This window comes from Roseovarius sp. D0-M9 (assembly GCF_037083805.1).
Lineage (GTDB): Bacteria > Pseudomonadota > Alphaproteobacteria > Rhodobacterales > Rhodobacteraceae > Roseovarius.
In genome coordinates this window covers 1-18095 of sequence record NZ_JBAPKZ010000037.1, presented here as the reverse complement: position 1 = coordinate 18095, position 18095 = coordinate 1, and the positions used below count along the sequence as shown (strand labels likewise).

The 18095-nt window shown below is 63.6% G+C and carries 19 protein-coding genes and 1 pseudogene; 8 read left to right on the top strand and 12 right to left on the bottom strand.

Annotated features, from left to right (window positions below; all coding sequences use genetic code 11):
* Positions 1–38 precede the first annotated feature (38 nt).
* On the top strand, positions 39–2018 hold the full coding sequence (locus tag V8352_RS18155) for a lytic transglycosylase domain-containing protein (RefSeq protein WP_336425704.1): 1980 nt from the start codon (positions 39–41) through the stop codon (positions 2016–2018).
* A 121-nt stretch (positions 2019–2139) separates the two neighbouring features.
* Here V8352_RS18155 and V8352_RS18150 read toward each other — a convergent pair whose 3' ends face one another.
* From V8352_RS18150 to V8352_RS18120, 7 genes and pseudogenes are all read right to left on the bottom strand, one after another.
* Positions 2140–2781, bottom strand: coding sequence for a DUF3726 domain-containing protein (locus tag V8352_RS18150; RefSeq protein ID WP_336425703.1), 642 nt, complete (start codon positions 2779–2781; stop codon positions 2140–2142).
* Positions 2778–4469: a hypothetical protein gene (locus tag V8352_RS18145; protein WP_336425702.1), complete on the bottom strand. Its 1692-nt coding sequence runs from the start codon at positions 4467–4469 to the stop codon at positions 2778–2780. Before V8352_RS18145 ends, V8352_RS18150 begins: the two co-directional genes overlap by 4 nt.
* A gap of 61 nt (positions 4470–4530) precedes the next feature.
* Positions 4531–6075: a BCCT family transporter gene (locus V8352_RS18140; protein ID WP_336425701.1), complete on the bottom strand. Its 1545-nt coding sequence runs from the start codon at positions 6073–6075 to the stop codon at positions 4531–4533.
* A 53-nt stretch (positions 6076–6128) separates the two neighbouring features.
* Positions 6129–7133 (bottom strand): membrane dipeptidase, encoded by a 1005-nt coding sequence (locus V8352_RS18135; protein ID WP_336425700.1) that lies wholly within the window; start codon positions 7131–7133, stop codon positions 6129–6131.
* Positions 7130–8581: an aldehyde dehydrogenase family protein gene (locus tag V8352_RS18130; RefSeq protein WP_336425699.1), complete on the bottom strand. Its 1452-nt coding sequence runs from the start codon at positions 8579–8581 to the stop codon at positions 7130–7132. The genes V8352_RS18135 and V8352_RS18130 overlap by 4 nt, the downstream gene beginning before the upstream one ends.
* 150 nt (positions 8582–8731) lie before the next feature.
* Positions 8732–8953, bottom strand: coding sequence for a LysR substrate-binding domain-containing protein (locus V8352_RS18125; RefSeq protein WP_336425698.1), 222 nt, complete (start codon positions 8951–8953; stop codon positions 8732–8734).
* Between the two features lie 235 nt (positions 8954–9188).
* Positions 9189–9692, bottom strand: a pseudogene (locus V8352_RS18120) (LysR family transcriptional regulator); the annotation flags it as partial.
* Positions 9693–9880: 188 nt separating this feature from the next.
* Here V8352_RS18120 and V8352_RS18115 point away from each other — a divergent pair.
* Together V8352_RS18115 and V8352_RS18110 are read left to right on the top strand one after the other, a co-directional pair.
* Entirely contained in the window at positions 9881–10192 is a 312-nt protein-coding gene (locus tag V8352_RS18115; RefSeq protein ID WP_336425697.1) for an ETC complex I subunit, read from the top strand.
* 78 nt (positions 10193–10270) lie between these two features.
* The gene (locus tag V8352_RS18110) at positions 10271–11623 is read left to right on the top strand and encodes an MATE family efflux transporter (RefSeq protein WP_336425696.1); all 1353 of its coding nucleotides are present in this window, start codon (positions 10271–10273) and stop codon (positions 11621–11623) included.
* Between the two features lie 4 nt (positions 11624–11627).
* Here the strand turns inward: V8352_RS18110 and V8352_RS18105 are convergent, their stop codons facing one another.
* Both V8352_RS18105 and V8352_RS18100 read right to left on the bottom strand, forming a co-directional pair.
* On the bottom strand, positions 11628–12032 hold the full coding sequence (locus V8352_RS18105; RefSeq protein ID WP_336425695.1) for a hypothetical protein: 405 nt from the start codon (positions 12030–12032) through the stop codon (positions 11628–11630).
* A 21-nt stretch (positions 12033–12053) separates the two neighbouring features.
* On the bottom strand, positions 12054–13256 hold the full coding sequence (locus V8352_RS18100; RefSeq protein ID WP_336425694.1) for a pyridoxal phosphate-dependent aminotransferase: 1203 nt from the start codon (positions 13254–13256) through the stop codon (positions 12054–12056).
* Between the two features lie 97 nt (positions 13257–13353).
* On the opposite strand from V8352_RS18100, the gene V8352_RS18095 reads away from it, so the two are divergent.
* The 3 genes from V8352_RS18095 (at position 13354) to V8352_RS18085 (ending at position 14682) form a co-directional block, all read left to right on the top strand.
* Positions 13354–13755, top strand: coding sequence for a helix-turn-helix domain-containing protein (locus V8352_RS18095; RefSeq protein ID WP_336425693.1), 402 nt, complete (start codon positions 13354–13356; stop codon positions 13753–13755).
* Positions 13748–14038, top strand: coding sequence for a succinate dehydrogenase assembly factor 2 (locus tag V8352_RS18090; RefSeq protein WP_336425692.1), 291 nt, complete (start codon positions 13748–13750; stop codon positions 14036–14038). The genes V8352_RS18095 and V8352_RS18090 overlap by 8 nt, the downstream gene beginning before the upstream one ends.
* Positions 14039–14181: 143 nt before the next feature.
* Entirely contained in the window at positions 14182–14682 is a 501-nt protein-coding gene (locus V8352_RS18085; protein ID WP_336425691.1) for a MarR family winged helix-turn-helix transcriptional regulator, read from the top strand.
* Here the strand turns inward: V8352_RS18085 and V8352_RS18080 are convergent.
* From V8352_RS18080 to V8352_RS18070, 3 genes are read right to left on the bottom strand one after another with little or no spacing between them, the layout of a single operon-like run.
* Positions 14676–15365 carry a DUF1194 domain-containing protein gene (locus V8352_RS18080; protein WP_336425690.1) on the bottom strand — a complete coding sequence of 230 codons (690 nt, stop codon included), beginning with the start codon at positions 15363–15365 and terminating at the stop codon, positions 14676–14678. The genes V8352_RS18085 and V8352_RS18080 overlap by 7 nt on opposite strands.
* 25 nt (positions 15366–15390) lie before the next feature.
* Positions 15391–16125: a DUF1194 domain-containing protein gene (locus V8352_RS18075; RefSeq protein WP_336425689.1), complete on the bottom strand. Its 735-nt coding sequence runs from the start codon at positions 16123–16125 to the stop codon at positions 15391–15393.
* Positions 16119–16547, bottom strand: coding sequence for a VOC family protein (locus V8352_RS18070; RefSeq protein ID WP_336425688.1), 429 nt, complete (start codon positions 16545–16547; stop codon positions 16119–16121). The genes V8352_RS18075 and V8352_RS18070 overlap by 7 nt, the downstream gene beginning before the upstream one ends.
* Before the next feature lie 141 nt (positions 16548–16688).
* Between V8352_RS18070 and thyX the strand changes: the two genes are divergently transcribed.
* Together thyX and V8352_RS18060 are read left to right on the top strand one after the other, a co-directional pair.
* Positions 16689–17597 carry an FAD-dependent thymidylate synthase gene (thyX, locus tag V8352_RS18065; RefSeq protein WP_336425687.1) on the top strand — a complete coding sequence of 303 codons (909 nt, stop codon included), beginning with the start codon at positions 16689–16691 and terminating at the stop codon, positions 17595–17597.
* Positions 17590–18063 (top strand): hypothetical protein, encoded by a 474-nt coding sequence (locus V8352_RS18060; protein ID WP_336425686.1) that lies wholly within the window; start codon positions 17590–17592, stop codon positions 18061–18063. Before thyX ends, V8352_RS18060 begins: the two co-directional genes overlap by 8 nt.
* Positions 18064–18095: the final 32 nt, after the last annotated feature.

Here is an 18095-nt window from a genome sequence, read left to right as displayed (position 1 = left end):
CGCCTGTCTATCCTTCGCCTTGAAAGGAAATGCAAGCCATGTCGCGCCCCCTTTTTGCCGCACTGATGCTGCTCAGCAGTGCTTTGCCGAGCTTTGCCCAGACGGCCCAAGACCTTGGCGAAGTGCGCCCGCCCCATGCATTGGCCAGTGCGCTGGCTGCCGGGGCGACCGGCGACTGGACCCGCGCGAATGCCTTGGCCGCGCGCGAGGGCGTGGTGGCGCAAGAACTGATCGAATGGGCGCGCCTGCGCGATGGGCAAGGCACGCTGGAGGAGGTGCTGGCGTTCTTGAACACCCATCCCGGCTGGCCGGGGCTGGACCGATTGCGCAGCCAGTCGCAAAAGGTGCTGGAGGATGCGAGCGATGCCCAGATCGTGGCTTTTTACGAGGGTGCGGCGCCCCAGACCGGCGAGGGCGTGCTGCGCCACGCCGCCGCGCTAACGGCGCTGGACCAGAGTGAGGAGGCGCAAAAGGCGGTGATCGCCGCATGGCGCAGCTTTGATCTGAGCACCGAGGAGCATACCGAATTTCTGAACGCCTACGGCACTGTCTTGACGCCGCACCACGCGGCGCGGATGGATATGGCGCTTTGGCGCGGGCTGCGCGATGCGGCGCTTATGCTGCCTCTGGTAGATGAGGAGACGCGCAAACGCGCCGACATCCGCATGTCCGGTGACGCCGGCGATATCGAGACAAGGATCAAGGCGCTGCCGGAGGAAATGCAACGCGACCCCGGCATCGCGCATGTCCTGTTCGAGCGCTATATCGCGACCGATCAGCCCGAGAAGGCGATGGACCTGATGCGGAGCCAAAGCCGGATCGAGGACGGGCTGGGCGAGGCCGCGCGCTGGTCCGGCTGGCGGCGCAGCTTTGCCCGGCGGATGATGCGGGACGCACAATATGAGCGCGCCTATGATCTGGCGGCCCATCACCAGCTGACCGAGGGCGGCGCCTATGCCGATCTGGAATGGCTGTCGGGCTATCTGGCGCTGCGCTTCATGGACGATCCGGAGCTGGCGCTTGACCACTTTCAGCGGTTGCGCGCGGCGGTGGTCACACCGATTTCGCTGGGCCGGGCGCACTACTGGATCGGCCGCGCACAGGAGGCGCTGGACGATCCCGAGGCCGCGCGCATCGCCTACGCGCAGGGCGCGGGCGAGCAGACGAGCTTTTACGGCCTTCTGGCCGCCGAAAAGGCGGGCCTGCCCTTCGATCCGGCGCTGGCGGGGGACGAAGTGTTTCCGCCGTGGCGCGAGGCGGCCTTTGCCCGCAGCGACATCTTTCGCGCGATTGGCCTCTTGTCGGCGGCAGGCCAGCTGAGCTTGTCGGAATGGTTCGTCAACGCGCTGGCCGATACGTTGGGCCGCACGGATCTGGGCAGCCTTGGCGCGGCGCTCGGGGATATGGGCCAGCCGCATTTGCAGGTCATGCTGGGCAAGGCAGCGGCGGGACGGGGCATCGTGCTGCCCGCGCCCTATTACGCCTTGCATCCAATGCAGCAGATGGACCTGCCCGTGCCGATGGAGATGGCCCTCGCCATTGCCCGCCGCGAGAGCGAGTTCGACCACCTTGTCACCAGCGGCGCGGGTGCGCTGGGGCTGATGCAGGTGCTGCCCGGCACGGCCAGCGATGTCGCGCGCGATACCGGCATTGCCTACGACCGCGCCCGCGTGCTGAGCGATTGGCGCTATAACGCGCGGCTCGGGTCCACCTACCTCGCGCAGATGTCCAAGCGCTTTGGCGCGAATGTCGTCATGATTTCAGCGGCATATAATGCGGGCCCCGCACGCCCGCCGCGCTGGATAGGCGACCGGGGCGATCCCAGGGATGGCACGGGCATGGACGGCCTCGATGTCATCGACTGGATTGAATTCATCCCCTTCGACGAGACGCGCAACTATGTCCAGCGCGTTGCCGAGAGCTTGCCGATCTACCGTGCCCGCCTTGGCAAGGACCCGCACCCGGTGCCCTTCAGTGAGGAGCTGACCGGCGCGACGATCCCTTCGACGCTGGACTAGAGCGTTCTGCGAAAGACTGAGCCACAGATTTTGGGGAAACGCAGCACGATGCCCAATTGGTGTACGCGTTTCGCCTCTTTCTGATGCCTCAGGTAAAAGGCGAAGCGCTGGCCGGTGCCTTTCAGTCGTTGTCGCTTGTGCCTGCGCCTGCGCCCGAAATCCGGCTTTGCTCGGTGTCGGGCGCATAGGTGCGCGCGGCCATGACGGCCAGGCGCTCGGCCGGTCCGGCTGCCAGATCATAACGCATCTGGCAGCCCGGCAGAGGTAGATGATCGGCGCGCCCTTGTTTGACATCCACGTCGCTCAGCGCGGCCATGGGGGCAGATGCAGCACCTCTGATCTCGGCGGCAAAGGCAAACTCGCCGCCCTGCCAGATCATGCGCTCGGACTGCGCACCATCTTCGGCAGCGGCGCGCACGAACGGCAGCATCAAGAGGGGCTGGGCGCAATTGCGGATGTGAATATCCCGGCTGGGCGCGTCGCTTTGTGCCAGATCGCACAGTGCGGCCCCGGCCGAGATCGGGCAGACCACGCCGCAGGCCGCGGTCCATGTATTCACTTGGGTGTCCTGGGGCCGCATCTGCGCGTGGGGCGTTCCGTCATGCGCCTCCAGGAAGTCGGCCAGCGCTTCGGGGCCGGGCAGGCCTATCCCGGCCAGCCAGCGCACGGCCTTGCCGGCCTCTTCGGCCATGCCCCAGCTAAAGCCCGCGCCGCGCGCGGCCTTGCGCGCGAGGCCCTCGATCTCGCTCAGCGACCAACTCATGATGTGCTGAGGGCCGGATAGGTCCAGTCGTCCGCGTCACCGGTTGCCAATTCGTCGGGGTAGGGCGCGTTCTGAAACATCGTGATGCGCACCCAGCGGTCCGAACGGGGATCGAAATGGCAGGCCCCAAAGAAGCTGAGCTTGGCACGCAGCATGTCGATCGGCAAAAGGTCCGCGCCGATGGTATTGCTGCGGATCTCGGCGTAGGGCAGGCGCGCGGCAATCTGCGCGCGGCGCACGATGTGGCGATGTTCGGGGTGGGCGAGGACGAAGGCGGCGACGGTATCGCCGTCAAACCGCCCGAGGTCCGCCATCAGGCGCGCGGCATCGCGGCCCGGGCAGAGCGGCTGCTCATAGGGCTCGACCGGCTCCTGATCACGCTCGCCCAGGCGTGGCTCCAGCTTGGCCTCGGACACATACCAGACGCGGGCCTGCGCCTCGGGCGCGTCCCAGTCGATCTCCAGCGCCCAGCCGTAGATGTCGCGGATGATGACGGCAAGCCGCCCGCAGGGCATCCCGCCCCAGATGCGCCATTGGCGATCTTCATCGCAGGCCATCGCGCCTGCCAGATCGTCGACCATTTCGGGGTATGGCTCGAGCATGAGTGAGACGAGCTGTTCCTGCCCCTCAAGGCTCAGCGTGCCCTCTGCCCAGTGCCAGAGGCGATCCCATGGCAGGAGGCCGTCGAGGCCGTGCTGCTCGATGCGCGTGCGCAAGGTCTTAAGGTCTGCGCGCAGATCGGCCAGTTTGGCGAGTTGTGCGGGATGCGCGCTGTGCCATGCGTCCGCGTTCAGGATCGCGCGGGCGATCATCTCGCGGAATTTGGCTGCATGGGCGGGCGTGGCGACGGGCAGCGCGCGGATGCGCGAGAATGCGGTCTCGCGCGCGGCGATCCAGCTGTGGAGGAGGGCCGGGTGGTTCAGCAGATAGGGGGCCATGCCGAGGCCCGTGGAATTTCCGATGCCAAAGCGGCGACGCAGCGCAGGCTCCATCTTTACTGCGGTGTCTGGCGCGCGCTGGCGGGCCATATCCTCGACGAGGTCCGAAACGAAGGCGCGGGTCAGATAGACCGATAGCATCTCGACCTGATAGGGCGCCTGAAATTCGGGCCGGTTCGAGGTGGCGGCGCGGTCGGCGGCGCCGAACTTGCCCGAGCCATAGACCGCCGTTGTGCGCATTAGATAGCCAACGTCGTCGATCATGGACACATCGGGCTGGTGCCCGGCGGCGAGTGCGCTCACCACATGATCCCACAGGCGCACCGAGCGGTTGGCGCGGCTCAGCGACAGCTCGGACTCGCTGATGCGCCCGGCCTCTTGCAGCGGCACATTGGCGCGCAGACGCTCGATGTCGGCCTCGGTTGGCACGCCGTCGAACAGCGTGAATGTGGCGTCCCATTCGGTGGCGATCACCCGGTCCGAGCGTTTGGCCGGGTCGAGATCGTTGGCGAAGGCGACAAGACTGTAGCTGTGGTGTGGTCCGTGGGCCGTGTAGATGGCCGTTCCGGTGCCGCGCGCATCTATGTCGAACATCGCCCGTTCGACCCGCCAGTTTTCGGATTTGAGGCGGCGCAGCAGGATGCGCATGAAGGAAAGGCGGCTTTGATGAAAGGATCCCAATCGTTCGAGCCGCATCACCTGATCCGGCTGGCGCATTGCTGCGATGGCGGTGGGCTGGTCGATCTGCATTCGGGACACCTCCTTACGAAATGGTAGGGCGGCCCGATGGGGCCGCCCAGTTTTTTTCATATCAATCCGTGCCACGCCCCTTTGCGATGGTGATGCGCAGCGCGTCCCAGAGCGATGGCAAGAGGATCAGCGACACCGGCACCGCCGTGACGACGATGAAGCTTTGCAGTTTGCCGATGCCGCCCGACCCCGTCCAGATCAGGATCAGCGCCATGATGCCCATCGTCACACCCCAAAAGACACGCACGCCTGTCGCGCTGCGGTCTTCGTCGGACATGGCGACTGAGATGACGTAGGTCATCGAATCGCCCGTTGTGGCCACGAAAATCGTGGTCAGGATCAGGAACAGGAGCGAGACGATGAAGCCCAGCGGCATCTGCTGCGTGATCGCCAGGAGGGCGGCAGGCAGGTCGAACCCCTCGAACGCGGTCGAGACCGATCCGGGGTTGGCAAGCTCGAACGCGATGCCCGATCCGCCGACGATGGTGAACCAGAAAGTGGTCACGACGGGCGCCACGATCGACAGCATGATGACGATCGAGCGGATCGACCGGCCCCGGCTGACGCGTGCGATGAACATCGCCATCAGCGGGCCATACCCCATGAACCAGCCCCAGAAGAACACGGTCCACCAGCCCAGCCAGCCCGGATCACCAAAGACAGCCGCATCGCCCCGATAGAGCGCCATGCCGAAGAAATCGGTGATGTAGGTGCTGAAACCTGAGAAGAAGCTGGAGAAGATGAACGTCGTCGGACCGGCGATCAGCATGAAGAGCAGCAGGATGGCAGCCAGAATGACGTTGATCCGGCTGAGGATTTGGATCCCTTTGGACAGCCCCGTGATGGCCGAGATCGTGTAGATCACGACAAGCCCGCCGATCACGCAGGCTTGCGTCGTGAAGGTGTCGGGAATGCCGAAGAGCGCATTGAGGCCATAGCTGACCTGAAGGCCCAGAAAGCCGACCGGGCCGACGGTGCCCGCCACCACGGCGATGATGCAGGCCGCATCCGCGATCCAGCCAATCGGGCCGTTGATCGCCGCATCGCCGAACACCGGATAAAGCAGCGTGCGCGGCGCCATCGGCAGGCCTTTTTCATAGTGGTAATGCATCAGCATGACCGAGCTGAGCGCGCCCAGAATGGCCCACGCAAGGAACCCCCAGTGCATGAAACTCTGCGCCAGTGCGGGGCCGACGGCATCAGCCGTGCCCGATTCCGCGCCAAAATAGGGCGGCGAGTCCAGGAAATGCGCCATCGGCTCGCCTGCGGCCCAGAAGACGCCGCCCCCGGCCAAGAGGGTACACATGATCATCGCGCCCCATTGGAAGGCCGGAAACTCCGGCACGCTCATGCCGCCCATGATCGCGCGCCCGCCCGGCAGAACGACCAGAACGAGGCCGATCAGGAACGTGGCGAGCAGAAGAACCTGCCAATAGAGCCCGAAATACTTGGCCGAGAAGGCGAAGGTGGTGTCGACGATCGTCGATAGCAGGTCGATATTGACCAGTGCGATGATGCAAAAGAGGACGATGAAGCCCCCGGTGATCGCGAAAAGTGGTCTGTTGATATGCGCGCGTGATCCGCCCGCGGCGTTGGTATCGCTCATGTTACACCCTCCCTGAGTGTTTTGCAGTAGTGTCGCCGGTAACCCCGGTCAGTCTAGTTGCCCGCGGAGGCATTGGCTGAACCGCGGGGGGTGAAGTTTTCCTCAAAGAATCGCAACCAGTTGCCACCCATCAGCCCGGTGATCTCGCTCGCGTCAAAGCCGATGGCCCGCAGCCCAGTCTCGAAATTGCCGAAATCGCGGTTGTCCTTGAACCAGCTGGGTTGCGGCGGAAAGCCGGGGGCGGCAGCGCTGCCCTCGCCAAAGTCGATCTCCTTGGACCAGCGGCCCGTGCGCATCCATTCGACGATGCTGTCGGGATGATCCTGACACAGATCCGTGCCGATGCCGAAATGCTCGGCCCCGAATTGCTCGGCGGCGCGGGCGATCATCTCGCAAAATGCCTGCAACGTGCAGTCCGACTTGCCCTTGAGGTGATGGGGATAGGCCGAAAACCCCATCATGCCGCCATTTTGCGTGACCGCGCGAATGACGTCATCGCGCTTGTTGCGCAAGGCGGGCTGCCATGAATGCAGGTTCGCGTGGGTGATGGCGATGGGCCGCTGCGACAGATCCGCCGCCTCGATGGTCGAGCGATCGGCAGAATGGCTCATGTCGATGACCATGCCGACACGGTTCATTTCCTTGATGACCTGTTTTCCCATGCGGGTGATGCCGGGATCCTCGGCCTCGTAGCAGCCTGTCGCCAGCAACGACTGGTTATTGTAGCTCAGCTGCATGAAACGCGCGCCCAGATCGTGCAGCACTTCGACGAGGCCGATGTCATCCTCGATCGGGCTGGGGTTCTGGAAGCCGAAGAAGATGGCCGTGCGTCCGGTCTCGCGCGCTTTGCGCACATCGCCCGCCCACCGGCCCTTCATGATGAGGTCCGGAAACTGCTCGAACCAGCGGTTCCAGCGCTCGATGTTCAACACCGTCTCGCGGAAGGTCTCATGATAGGCGATGGTGACATGCACGGCATCGAGGCCGCCCGCGCGCATCTCGCGGAAGATCTTTTCCGACCAGTTGGCGTATTGCAGGCCGTCGATGCGCGGGTTCATGAGGGCGTGCCGCTGGCGATGTAGGCTGTCTTGACGATGGTGTAGAACTCGCGCGCGGTCTGGCCCTGCTCGCGCGGGCCATAGCTGCTGTCGCCGCGTCCGCCGAAGGGAACGTGATAATCGGTGCCTGCGGTGGGCAGGTTGACCGTGACGACGCCCGTGCGCGCGCTGCGGCGGAAATGCGTGGCGCGTGCAAGGCTGGTCGTGACGATGCCCGAGGTTAGGCCAAAATTGGTGTCATTGACGACGCTCAGCCCTTCTTCGTAGCTGGCAACCTTGATGACGCAGGCCAGCGGGGCGAACATTTCCTCGCGGTTGATGCTCATGTCTTTGGTGGTGCCGGTAAAGACGCCCGGCGACATGAAGTAGCCGTCGGTATCGAGGTTCAGCCGCGCGCCGCCACAGGCCAGCGTGGCGCCCTCGGATTTGCCCTTTTCGACCCATGCGAGGTTCTCGTTCAGCTGCTCTTCGGACACGACCGGGCCGATCTGCGTGCCTTGGCCAAGGGCCGGGCCAACCTTCATCGCGCGGGCGCCGGCGACGAGCTTTTCGACGAAGGCATCGTGCACGGCGTCCATCACGACAAGCCGCGAGGAGGCGGTGCATTTCTGTCCTGTGCCGCCGAACGCGCCGCCAAGGGCAAGGGTAACGGCAAGGTCGAGGTCGGCATCGTCGGCGACCAGAAGCGCGTTCTTGGAGCCCATCTCCATCTGGATGCGGGTGAAATTCTGAACCGCCGCCACGGCGATCCCGCGGCCCACCGGCACCGAGCCGGTAAAGGAAATCGCATCGACCTTGGGGCTTTCGACCAGACGCTGGCCCACATCGCGGCCTGCGCCCATGACGAGGTTGAACAGCCCTTTGGGAATGTCCTGCCGCGCGATGATCTCGGTCAGCGCGTGAGCCGAGGCGGGGGTGACGTTTGCGGGCTTCCAGATCACCGCGTTGCCATAGGCCAGCGCGGGCGCGATCTTCCAGCTTGCTGTTGCGGTGGGGAAATTCCAGGGGCTGATGACCGCGACGGTGCCCACAGGCTCGCGCCGCACGTCGATTTCGACGCCGGGGCGCACGCTGTCGGCGGTCTCGCCCAGCTGGCGCAGAACCTCGGCGGCGTAGTAGGTAAAGAACTGCCCGGCGCGATAGACCTCACCCTTGCCCTCGGCGAACGGCTTGCCTTCCTCGCGGCTCAGCAGGGTGCCCAGCTCTTCGGCGCGGTCCATCATCTCGGTCCCGATGGCGTTGAGCACGGCCTGCTTGCGCTCGAGGCCATAGGCGGCCCATTCAGCCTGCGCGGCGCGGGCGGCATCCAGCGCCTCGTCCAGCTGCGCTGCGCTCGCCTGGGCATAGGTGCCGACGAGATCGCTCAGATCCGAAGGGTTCCGATTTTCGATCTGTGTCGGGCCATCGACCCATTCGCCTGCAATGTAGTTCTTGCGAATATCGGTCATGTGAGCGGCCCCTTTGGTGTTTGATTTAGTGTCTGACTGGCGTTTGCCTGATGTCTGCGCGTTGAGGGCGAAGTTTCGACTGCTTGGACGCTTCAATGCAATCGCAAAGTAGTGAATTAAAATTCAGTTTTGCTGAATTTTGATATGATCTCACTTCGTCCATGCGGTCTGCCCCGATGTCGCGGGTGCGGCGCGGCGGATGGCGTCCGCCAGCGCTTCGACCGCTGGGGCGACCTCACCCGCGGGGGGCAGCGCCATCCATACCTCGCGCCGGACGGCGCTCCCTTTGAGGGGCAGGAAGGCGAGGTCGGGCGCATCGGGGGGCACCGCCAGCGCGGGCAGGATCGTCACGCCCGCACCCGAGCGCACCATGCTGAGGATCGACGCGGTGCTGCGCACCATCAGGCGCGAGGCACCGAGGATGGGCTGAAAATCGGCGTCGGAGATTTGCGCGCAAAGCCCGTTGNGCGGTGCTGCGCACCATCAGGCGCGAGGCACCGAGGATGGGCTGAAAATCGGCGTCGGAGATTTGCGCGCAAAGCCCGTTGGCGATGAAATCAAACTTGATCAGATCAGCCCAAGTCAGATGCTCCCATCGGGTCGTCAGCGGGTGGTCTGCGGGGCAGACCACGCCGAACGCATCCGACAGCAGCAATTCGCGGCGAAAGCCGGGCAGGGGCGGCAATGTGGCAAGGCCGATATCGGCGCGCCCTTCGATCAGATCGCGCTGGACCGTCCCGCTGTCGCTGTCGCGCAGGTCGATATGCACGCCGGGCCGGGCGCTGATGAAGTCGCGCAGGATTGCGGGCAGGACCCCCTGCGCGACCGAAAGTGTGCAGGAGATGCGGACATTGCCCGCCTGCGCACGCGAAAGCGCCTCGATAACCTCGATGGTGCGCGCGTAATGGGCCAGCTCGCGCGCGGCCTCGGTGCGGATCTGCGCGCCCAGCGGTGTCAGATGGGACTTGCGCGCGCTCTCGAAGAGGGGTGCGCCGACATGATCCTCGAACTGGCGCAGCATCATCGAGATCGCCGAGGGCGTGCGCCCCAGCGCCTCGGCCGCGCCCGTGAGGCTGCCGTGGTCGGCAACCGCCTGAAAACATCGGAGCATCTCGATCTTGATTGCCATGAGCGTGGGGTGCCTTTGTCGCCTCTGGTGCAGCCTAGTGCAGGGCGCGCGCGGCGTCACGCGGGGCGACGCGCCGCAATTGACATTCGTGGCCCGCATGGTGCATTTGAAACCTAGCACGACCTGCCTGAGGATGACGCGCCTCAGGACGACCCGCCAAGGAGACGCCAATGCCTGCCCGTATCTATCGCCCCGCCCGCACCGCCATGTCATCGGGCACCGCCAACACCCGCAACTGGGTGCTGGAGCATGTCGCGCAAAGCGCGCGCGAGGTCGATCCGCTGATGGGCTGGACGTCATCCGATGATACCCAGGCCCAAGTGCGTCTGAGCTTTCCCACCAAGGAAGCGGCGCTGGAGTATGCCGAAGAGCACGGCATCGACGTGGTTGTGCAGGATCCGCACACGCGCAAGGTCAACATCCGCCCCGGCGGCTATGGCGAGAATTTCGCGACCAATCGCAGGGGCGTCTGGACACACTGACCGCCCGATTTCGGCGCGGCCAAGCCGCGCGCTGCGCTTTGGTCCGTCGTCTCAGCTGGCACCGAGGCGCTTTGACTCATGACAGTATCCATTTCATATCGCCGCGACGCGCGGTCCTTGCTGGTGCTGGGTGTGCCGCTGATCGGCAGCCATCTGGCACAGATGGCGATTCATTTAACCGATTCCGTCATGCTGGGCTGGTACAGTGTCGAGGCGCTGGCGGCGCAGGTGCTGGCGCATACGTTTTTCTTCGTCTTTTTCATCATGGGGTCCGGCTTTGCTTTTGCGGTGATGCCGATGGTCGCCACTGCCGTTGCCGAAGGCGACGAGCGGCAGGTCAGGCGCATCACGCGCATGGGCGCTTGGGCCTCGCTTCTGTTTGCCGCGCTGGTGCTGCCCGTGATGATCGGCTCAGAGAGCCTTTTCCTGCTGCTGGATCAGAACGCAGGCACATCCGCGCTGGCGGGTGAGTATCTGGCCATCGCGGGGGCGTCTATCGTCCCGGCCCTGATGGTCATGGTCCTGAAGTCCTACCTTGCCGCGCTGGAGCGCACGCAGGTGGTGCTGTGGCTGACGCTTGCGGCCGTCGCGCTGAATGCGCTCGTCAATTATGCGCTGATCTTCGGCAATCTGGGCATGCCTGAAATGGGCGTGCGCGGCGCGGCCATCGCGTCGCTGGGCGTGACCTCGGCGACGCTTATCGCGCTGGGCGTCTATGTGGCGATTGCCACGCCCGAACATTCCCTTTTTGTGCGCGTCTGGCGCCCCGACTGGGAGGCGCTGCGCGACGTGTTTCGACTGGGCTGGCCCATCGGGATCACAAATCTGGCCGAAACGGGACTGTTCGCTGCCTCCTCGGTGATGATGGGCTGGCTGGGCACCGTCCAGCTCGCGGCGCATGGCATCGCGCTGGAGCTGACGTCGGTGGCCTTCATGATCCATCTGGGGCTGTCCAATGCGGCCACCGTGCGCGCCGGGCAGGCCTACGGTCGGCGCGACAAGAGCGCCCTGCGTTCGGGGGCGGTGGTGGCGGTGGGCCTGTCGGGGGTGTTTGCATTGCTGACGGTGGCAGCGTTCCTGCTGATGCCGGGCGTGCTCATGTCCGGCTTCATAGGGCCGGACGATCCTGACCGCGCGGCGGTGCTGGCGATCGGGGTCGGGCTTCTGGCGGCGGCCGCGCTGTTCCAACTGGCGGACGCGGGGCAGGTCATGGCGCTGGGCCTCTTGCGGGCGGTGCGCGACACGCGCGCGCCCATGGTTATCGCCGGAATCAGCTATTGGGTGATCGGGATCCCGGCCAGCTACCTCTTGGGCTTTCCCTTGGGCTTGGGCGGGGTCGGCGTCTGGATCGGGCTGGCCATCGGCCTTGCCGCCGCATCGGCCCTGCTGGGCCTCCGGTTCTGGCGCTGTACGGGGCGCTGGCTGGTCTGAGGGATCAGCCCTCGCTCAGCAGCCGGTCCGCCTTCTTGCGCACCAGAACCGTGCGCAGATCGTGCATCGCCAGAAGCAGCGCGTCTGTCACCGCCTCAAGTTGCTCATCGCTGGCCCTGGTCTGCGCCCATTGAGCGGTGGTGTTGAGATAGTCGACTGCGCGGTGAATGTCGTCGATATCGCGGTATTCCAGAAGCTCCAGCCGCTCGGCCATCCAGTCGCGGATGACGGCTGTGTCCTCTTCGGTCAACTCACGCTCGCCATGGGGCTTAATCTCGCCCTTGCGAATGTTGACGACGGCGATCTGATCGAGGTCGATCCGCCGCTGGCGGTTCTGGGTATCGACGCGGAACACGAAGGCGCCGTTTTCGCGCACCCTGAAGTAATAATCGGGCAGCTCTCCGGCCATGTTCCGCGTCCTCCTGAATGCCTAGCTGAGGCTCTTGCAGAAATCCTGAATGCGCGAGCACGCCTCCTTGAGCGCCTCGTCCGAGGTAGCGTAGCTGACGCGGAAGTTTGGCGATAGGCCGAAGGCAGCGCCAAAGACCACGGCTACGCCCTTGTCCTCAAGCAGTTCGGTCGCAAAGACCTCGTCATCTGTGATCTTGGTGCCGCTGGGCGCTGTCTTGCCGATGCAGCCCGCGATGGACGGATAGACGTAGAACGCGCCTTCGGGCATCGGGCATTCGATCCCTTTGGCCTCGTTCAGCATGGATACGACCATGTCGCGGCGGCGCTGAAAAATCTCGTTATGCCTGGGGATGAAATCCTGCGTGCCGTTCAGCGCCTCGACGGCCGCCCACTGGCTGATCGAGCAGGGGTTGGACGTGCTCTGGCTCTGGATCTTGCCCATCGCCTTGATAATCTCCTGTGGGCCTGCCGCATAGCCGATGCGCCAGCCCGTCATCGCATAGGCCTTGCTCACGCCATTGCAGGTGAGGGTGCGGTCATAGAGCTTTGGCTCGACCTCGGCTGGGGTGCAGAATTTGTAATCGCCAAACACCAGATGCTCATACATATCGTCCGTCATCACGAGGACATGGGGGTGGCGCAGCAGCACGTCCGTCAGCGCCTTGAGCTCGTCCCAGGTATAGCCCGCGCCGGTCGGGTTCGACGGCGAGTTGAAGATGAACCACTTGGTTTTCGGCGTGATCGCCGCCTCAAGCTGATCGGCGGTGATCTTGTAGGCCGTGTCCATGCTGGCCTCTACAAAGACAGGCTCGCCGCCCGCCAGCAGCACCATGTCGGGGTAGCTGACCCAATAGGGCGCGGGGATGACCACCTCGTCGCCGGGGTTCAGCGTGGCCATGAAGGCGTTATAGAGGATCTGCTTGCCGCCGGTGCCGACGCTGACTTGCGCGGGGGCATAATCGAGGCCGTTATCCCGCTTGAACTTGGCGCAGATCGCCTTCTTGAGTTCGGGGATGCCGTCGGGCGCGGTATAGCGCGTCTTGCCCTCGTCGATGGCGCGTTTGCCCGCCTCGCGAATGTTCTCGGGCGTGTCGAAATCCGGCTCTCCGGCGCCGAGGCCGATCACATCGCGCCCGGCCTCCTTGAGTTCGCGCGCCTTGGTGCTGACGGCGATGGTGGGCGAGGGTTTCACGCGCGATAATGTCGCGGACAGGGTGATCATGTCGGTCTCCGGATTTGAAAGTTCGGCGCTGCTGTTCTAGGTTGCCATGTAACACGGATCAAGCGCGATAACGGCAACTCCGAGGGAGACGGCAAAGATGAACGAAGAAACCACCGAAAAATGGTTCGACCCCGATGCGACGACATTTGGGGACCGTCTGGCAGGCGCACGCGAGTTGGCCAACATGACCCAAGCGCAACTGGCCAAGCGGCTGGGCGTCAAGAAGAAGACACTCGAGGATTGGGAAAACGACGTGCGCGGGCCTCGGGCGATGCGCCTGTCGATGCTGGCGGGCCTTCTGAACGTGTCACTGCTGTGGTTGCTGACCGGCGAGGGCGATGGGCCCGGCGATCCGAGCGAGGCCACCAGCTATGTGCGCGGCGCGCATATGCTGCTTGATGAGATCCGGGCAATTTCGGCCCAGATGCAGTTGAACGCCGAGCGGCTGGCCCGCGTGGAAGTGGAGTTGCACGGCCTGCTGAAAGAAGATGATGCCTGATATCCCCATGCCGGCGGCCCCGGTATCAGAGCCGCGCGACATCCGCCTGCGCCGACTGACGATGAGGTCGATGCGGCGGGGCATTCGCGAAATGGACATCCTGATGATGCGCTTTGTTCGCGCGCGGCTGCATGATCTCAGCGATGCCGAGCTGGACGTTTATGACGCCCTGCTCGAAGAAAACGATCAGGATCTTTATCAGTGGGTCAGTGGTCAGGTTGCGCCGCCCGCACAGTATGGCGCGCTGATCGACGATATCGCCGCACTGCCGGATACAGCATGATCCGATCCTATGCGCACACTGCGCGGTTTTGCGGAAAATAAATAGCATTTTATCGGTAAAAACGTTTTACGAGCGTGGTTTAACCGATTGTTCGGCAATTTGGGTCAGTTTCTCTCTCGAGCAGGTTTTGCACGGAGAGAGAAATGAGCATGCATAAATCCATTGCGCCCGACGCCCATGATCAGGGCTTCATGGCCGGATATCTGGACGCCCTGTCACTGGTCGAGCGGTTGCATCGCCTTTTGCTGGACGTGATCAAGGACGAATTCGAGTGCGTCGGCGTGCTGGACATCAACGCCGTTCAGGCCTTGCTGCTCTTCAACATCGGCGATCACGAGGTGACTGCGGGCGAGCTGAAGTCGCGCGGCTACTACCAAGGCAGCAACGTCAGCTACAATCTCAAGAAACTGGTCGAGATGGAGTATATGCACCACCAAAGGTGCGAGATCGACCGCCGCTCGGTCAGGGTGCGCCTGACGCAAAAGGGGCGCGAGATCCGCGATGTCGTGACCGAACTCTTTGGCCGACACGCTGACGGGCTGCAGTCCAACGGCGTACTGGGCGCAGACGGGATCGACCAGATTGCCGCATCGCTGCGCCGGGTCGAGCGCTATTGGGCGGATCAGATCCGCTACATCTACTGAGGTGCGTTTGCGTCCAGTGACAGGGCTGCCGGGCGCAGCTCGCGCAGGAGCTTGCGTGTCATCGCGGCCTCGAAATCCCGAAAATCACGGGCAGTTTCTGTAAACGCACCGGGGCCGCGCAGCACATGCGCGCGATAATGGTCGAGCAGGGTGCGTGTTTGCGACAGATCCTTGGTGACATTGTCGCGCCCGCCGGGATTGACGACCAGCGCATTGACGGTAATGCCCGCGCGCGGATCGCGCAGCACGTTTTGCGGCGCGGGGCCGGAATTCGATGGCCCGTCACCGGAGATGTCGAGCGTGTGCTGCCAGCAGTCCTGCCGCTGTCGCAGCAAAGCGGCCCCGTAGGTCATGGCAGCGCCAAGCGCTGTATAGGGATTTTCAAAGCGGGTGTTGGCGGCGCGCAGGTTGTTGGCCGCGCGTGCCACATCGCCGGGCGTATGCAGATCTGTCCAGCTCAGCAGCACGTGCTGCTGGTCCTCTGCGCCCCATTGGTAGACCGCGAGCGACACATGCGCCCCCGGCATGCCAAAGATCGCGCCCTGCACCTCGGGATGCATCAATGCGCTCGCGACACCGTCGAGTTGCAGCCGATATTCCTGCGCATCGACCGAGCCGGACACATCGAGGCCGAGTGCCAGCGCGAGGCGGCAGGCGGCCTGCGCAGGGCTTGCCAGCAGCATGGCGCAGAATGCCAAAGCCGCGCCTCTAGCCATGCGGTGACCGGCGCGGCGCATCCACCTCGCCCAGCATCAAGTCATTGATCTCGCGAAACAGCTTGCGCGTCATCGCCGCGCGAAACCCCTCGAACCCGGCGGCCCGCTCGACAAAGGCGCCCGGCCCGCGCATGACCTCGCGGCGATAGAACGCCTCGACCTCGGGATCGTCCCCGAGGATGACCAGACCGTTGACCTGCACATCCCTCAGGGGAAAATGCCGATAGGCCGCCCGTGGTCCGTATCCATAGTTGTTGATGCCGTCGCCAGAGATGTCGATCACCTTGCGATCACACTCCGGCCCGCGCCGCAGCAACGACGCGGCATATCCCAGGGCCTGGCCCACGGAGGTCGGAAAACCCTCGTAGCTGCGGGTGACGTTGCCAAGTGTCACCACAGCGCGGTCAATGTCGCCTTGGGTGGTCAGAAAGGTCCAGTCCAGATGCATCTGCTGCTGAAATCGCCCGGACCACTCGAAAACCGACAGCGCCACCGCCCCGCCCTGACCGCGCAGGATTGCCTCGCGGACGTCAGGCGCGTCCAGCGCCGCGGCAAGCCCGAGGCGCTGGAGATCGTATTCCTGTGCATCCACCGACGCTGACACATCAAGCGCCAGAACCAGCGCCAGCCGGCACTGGGCTTGCGCCTGCGCTGCCACAGGCGCGCCAAGAAGCAGTGCGGCACTCAGGGCCGCCGCGCCGCCTGCGGAGGCCGCGCGTCCTACCAATGGCCCGTGTTTTCCATGCTGGCCCAAGGCTCGGCCTTGTCCAGCGGATCGCCCGCCTGCAACAGCTCGACGGAAATGTTGTCTGGGCTGCGCACAAAGGCCATGTAGCCGTCGCGCGGGGGGCGGTTGATCGTCACGCCGTTCTTTTGCAGATGCGCGCACATGTCATAGATGTTGTCGACGCTATAGGCCAGATGGCCGAAGTGGCGGCTGTCATCGGGCAGCTGGTCGTCGCCATCCCAGTTATACGTCAACTCGACCGGGCAGTCTTCCTGCCCCTCGGGCGCCATGAAAATAAGGGAAAATCGACCGCCCTCATTATCCATGCGCCGAACCTCGCGCAGGCCCAGCAGCTCGAAAAAGGCCATCGTCTTTTCCAGATCCTTCACCCGGACCATCGTGTGCAGATAGCGTGTCGTCATGGCGGTCTCCTTCTGAATTCTGCTTATAGCTTAGGGGGAAACGCTGTCCCGTCTAGCCCGCTGGCCTTTTTAGGGCCGCTCCGGCTAGATATGGATAACGCCGACTCAATCCAACCCCATACCGCGCCAAGGATCCCGCCCATGCCCCTCACCCCCGAGCAGACCGCCGAAATCGAAGCGCAGCGCGCCGAGCCGCAGAGCACCCTGCGCGCCACCGCACAGGGGATGGAGGCGCATCTTTATACCGCCTACCCGGTGCTCGATCACGGCTTTGTCCGGGTGATCGACTACATGGGCGATGATGCCGCGATCACGCAGGCCGCGCGCGTCAGCTATGGCAAGGGCACCAAATCGGTGCAGAACGACGAGGGGCTGATCCGCTACCTGATGCGGCACTGGCATTCGACCCCCTTCGAGATGTGCGAGATCAAGCTGCACGTCAAACTGCCCGTCTTTGTCGCGCGCCAGTGGATCCGCCACCGCACGGCCAACGTCAATGAATACTCGGCCCGCTATTCGATCCTGGACCGTGAGTTCTATATCCCGGCACCCGATGCGCTGAATGCGCAATCGGTGGTCAACAATCAGGGCCGGGGCGAGGTGCTGGAAGGCGACGAGGCGCAGCGCGTGCTGAAATTCCTGCAAGACGACGCGATGCGCGCCTATGACCATTACGAGGAAATGATCTCGACCGAGGGGCAGCAGGGCCTCGCGCGCGAATTGGCCCGCATGAACCTGCCCGCCAACATCTATACGCAATGGTATTGGAAGGTCGACCTGCACAACCTCTTGCACTTCCTGCGTCTGCGCGCGGACAACCACGCCCAATACGAGATCCGCGTCTATGCCGACGAGATCTGCAAGATCGTCGCCGACTGGGTGCCCTTCGCCTACAAAGCCTTCGAGGATTACCGCATGGGCGGCGCGCAGCTATCGGCTACCGCGCTGGACTGCGTGCGCCGCATGCTGAAAGGGGAGACCGTGACGCAGGAGAATTCGGGGATGAGCAAGGGGGAATGGAGGGAGTTTGAGGGGGTTTTGGGTGAGTGATTTCCTGACCTCTACAGCCTTTCAACAGTCTTTTTGGCTGTTCTTGGGTGTTGTAGCTGGTGCGCTGATACAATTTCTTTTTCACTACATCATAAGCAGATCTCAGAGAGGCAAGGCAAAGAAGCTATTTCTCGTCGAAATTGAAATAAACGCAGAGGTCCTCAAGACGCTGGAAGCAGAAATTTTGAGAAAGAAAAGTCGTTTTGTGTCTGGTCAGCAAAATGAATATGACTTCAACTTTGACTTCAGTGATTTTAACTACCGAATGGTTGATCCACTAATAAACACCGGGCATTTTCACCAGATTGTCGGCGCCGTAGGTGTGAAGTCCTACTTTACATTTATGAATAATCTTAATGTTCAGAGCCAGATGATCTATAAGAATTTATTAGGTCCCTTCTCGTTCCGTGTGGGTAGTCGGGCGCACCGGTGCTTGAGCCGCTCCCATATTTCGTGCCTTCGGTAGGCGCGTCCGACGCGGAGACCTCAGCCATCGCA

Coding starts and splice junctions, on each gene's coding strand:
- V8352_RS18155 (WP_336425704.1), top strand. CDS start 39: ATGTCGCGCCCCCTTTTTGCCGCACTGATGCTGCTCAGCAGTGCTTTG.
- V8352_RS18140 (WP_336425701.1), bottom strand. CDS start 6,075: ATGAGCGATACCAACGCCGCGGGCGGATCACGCGCGCATATCAACAGA.
- V8352_RS18115 (WP_336425697.1), top strand. CDS start 9,881: ATGCCTGCCCGTATCTATCGCCCCGCCCGCACCGCCATGTCATCGGGC.
- thyX (WP_336425687.1), top strand. CDS start 16,689: ATGCCCCTCACCCCCGAGCAGACCGCCGAAATCGAAGCGCAGCGCGCC.
- V8352_RS18090 (WP_336425692.1), top strand. CDS start 13,748: ATGCCTGATATCCCCATGCCGGCGGCCCCGGTATCAGAGCCGCGCGAC.
- V8352_RS18135 (WP_336425700.1), bottom strand. CDS start 7,133: ATGAACCCGCGCATCGACGGCCTGCAATACGCCAACTGGTCGGAAAAG.
- V8352_RS18105 (WP_336425695.1), bottom strand. CDS start 12,032: ATGGCCGGAGAGCTGCCCGATTATTACTTCAGGGTGCGCGAAAACGGC.
- V8352_RS18095 (WP_336425693.1), top strand. CDS start 13,354: ATGAACGAAGAAACCACCGAAAAATGGTTCGACCCCGATGCGACGACA.
- V8352_RS18145 (WP_336425702.1), bottom strand. CDS start 4,469: ATGCAGATCGACCAGCCCACCGCCATCGCAGCAATGCGCCAGCCGGAT.
- V8352_RS18110 (WP_336425696.1), top strand. CDS start 10,271: ATGACAGTATCCATTTCATATCGCCGCGACGCGCGGTCCTTGCTGGTG.
- V8352_RS18085 (WP_336425691.1), top strand. CDS start 14,182: ATGAGCATGCATAAATCCATTGCGCCCGACGCCCATGATCAGGGCTTC.
- V8352_RS18080 (WP_336425690.1), bottom strand. CDS start 15,365: ATGCTGCTGGCAAGCCCTGCGCAGGCCGCCTGCCGCCTCGCGCTGGCA.
- V8352_RS18130 (WP_336425699.1), bottom strand. CDS start 8,581: ATGACCGATATTCGCAAGAACTACATTGCAGGCGAATGGGTCGATGGC.
- V8352_RS18070 (WP_336425688.1), bottom strand. CDS start 16,547: ATGACGACACGCTATCTGCACACGATGGTCCGGGTGAAGGATCTGGAA.
- V8352_RS18100 (WP_336425694.1), bottom strand. CDS start 13,256: ATGATCACCCTGTCCGCGACATTATCGCGCGTGAAACCCTCGCCCACC.
- V8352_RS18125 (WP_336425698.1), bottom strand. CDS start 8,953: ATGGTGCGCTCGGGTGCGGGCGTGACGATCCTGCCCGCGCTGGCGGTG.
- V8352_RS18150 (WP_336425703.1), bottom strand. CDS start 2,781: ATGAGTTGGTCGCTGAGCGAGATCGAGGGCCTCGCGCGCAAGGCCGCG.